Annotated in this window: 4 protein-coding genes; 2 read left to right on the top strand and 2 right to left on the bottom strand. The window is 73.5% G+C overall.

From position 1 onward, the window contains the following. The coding region (locus tag NQ160_RS23825; protein WP_257517462.1) for a hypothetical protein at positions 1-123 on the bottom strand (123 nt) is incomplete at its 3' end. A 51-nt stretch (positions 124-174) separates the two neighbouring features. On the opposite strand from NQ160_RS23825, the gene NQ160_RS23830 reads away from it, so the two are divergent. Together NQ160_RS23830 and NQ160_RS23835 are read left to right on the top strand one after the other, a co-directional pair. Further along, on the top strand, positions 175-531 hold the full coding sequence (locus NQ160_RS23830; protein WP_257517459.1) for a sterol carrier family protein: 357 nt from the start codon (positions 175-177) through the stop codon (positions 529-531). A gap of 73 nt (positions 532-604) precedes the next feature. Continuing rightward, the gene (locus NQ160_RS23835) at positions 605-907 is read left to right on the top strand and encodes a potassium transporter Trk (protein ID WP_257517460.1); all 303 of its coding nucleotides are present in this window, start codon (positions 605-607) and stop codon (positions 905-907) included. A 9-nt stretch (positions 908-916) separates the two neighbouring features. Here NQ160_RS23835 and NQ160_RS23840 read toward each other — a convergent pair. Beyond that, positions 917-1,351: zinc-binding alcohol dehydrogenase (locus NQ160_RS23840; RefSeq protein WP_257517461.1), on the bottom strand; the 435-nt coding region annotated here is incomplete at its 5' end.

Raw genomic sequence — 1,351 nt, forward strand, 5'->3', positions numbered from 1 at the left:
GGCGTCGGCGCCGATGCCGGCGTTGCCGGGGGCCGCGAACAGCTCGTGCCCGGCCTCTTCGGCGCGCAGGGCGAGGATGATGGCGTGCTCGCGCGCGCCCGAACCGAGGACCAGGATCTTCACCGGGCCAGCCTAGCGAGGGGTGCTCGCCCGCCGCGGGGGTACCGTGGCCGCATGCCGCGAAAGATCAGCACCGATGCCGGCCGCGCCGCGCTCGCCGCTCTCGCGGCTGACACGTCCCCGTCCCGCACCGACCGCGCGACGGCCGTGCGCTACCTGCTGCAGCTGCTGGCCGAGAAGGCGCCGGGTAATTCCGTCGAGGTGCGGGTGCCGCCCTTCGGGGCGGTGCAGGCGCTGGAGGGTCCGCGACACACCCGCGGGACGCCGCCGAACGTGGTCGAGACCGACGCCGACACCTGGGTCGCCCTCGCGACGGGGGCAGAGAAATGGGCGGATGCCGCGGCCGCCGGCCGCATCCACGCGTCGGGGACCCGGGCGGACCTGTCGGCCTTGCTCCCGCTTCGTCCGTGATCGCCGGCCGGCCCGTCGCAGGTCACGACGGCCGCCCGGTCCCCCTCGGGCCGCGCGGTGCGACAATGGAACCATGACCGAGACCGCACGCGTGCGCCGCAGCCCGAAGTTCGCGGTGTTCATCGGCTTCGGTGCCGCATTGGGGCTGCTGGCGGCGCTGATCCTGACCTTCGCGTTCGGCAGCGGGGACACGGAGCAGAGCGCCAACACCGGCGTCGTCTACTCGCCCACCCAGGTGTTCGGCTTCCTGGCGCTGTTCGCCGTGCCCATCGGCATCGCGATCGGCGGCATCGTGGCGGTCGTCCTGGATCGGGTGCTGGCAGGGCGCGCCCGCGACGTGCAGATCGAGCACGAGCACATCCGCACCCAGGACTGACGAGCGGGTTCAGGCCAGCTCGGCGATGATCGGGTGGATGGCCGCGTCGAAGGCGACGACGTCTCCCCGCAGCCCGTCGGTGACCGCGATCGTGAGCGAGCCGATCCACCACACGCCACGCTGGGCCAGCGGCAGCACCTGCACGTTCAGCTCGAAGGAGTGGGCGCGGCGCCCCACCCGGCGCTCGTGCTCGGCGATCGCCCCCGCGTAGGCCCGATACGACACGCGCGCGCCGGCGGCGGCGTCGGCACGATAGCGGCTGTGGGAGGAGTTGGCGTAGGCGACGGCCGTGCCGGCGTGCGGCATCATCGCGTCGCGCAGTTCGTCGAAGCCCTCGGTGGGAAGCGCGGCCAGCAGGCCGAAGCCATCGACGAGGTCGAGCGGAACCGGCGAGGGGTGCGCAAGGGGCTCCACCGTCAGAGCCCAGAACTCGCGCCACTGCCG

The sequence above is a fragment of the Microbacterium sp. zg.Y909 genome, from assembly GCF_024626565.1.

Excerpts from the sequence above, each read along its gene's own strand:
- NQ160_RS23830 (WP_257517459.1), top strand. The coding sequence starts at position 175 with ATGCCGCGAAAGATCAGCACCGATGCCGGCCGCGCCGCGCTCGCCGCT.
- NQ160_RS23835 (WP_257517460.1), top strand. The coding sequence starts at position 605 with ATGACCGAGACCGCACGCGTGCGCCGCAGCCCGAAGTTCGCGGTGTTC.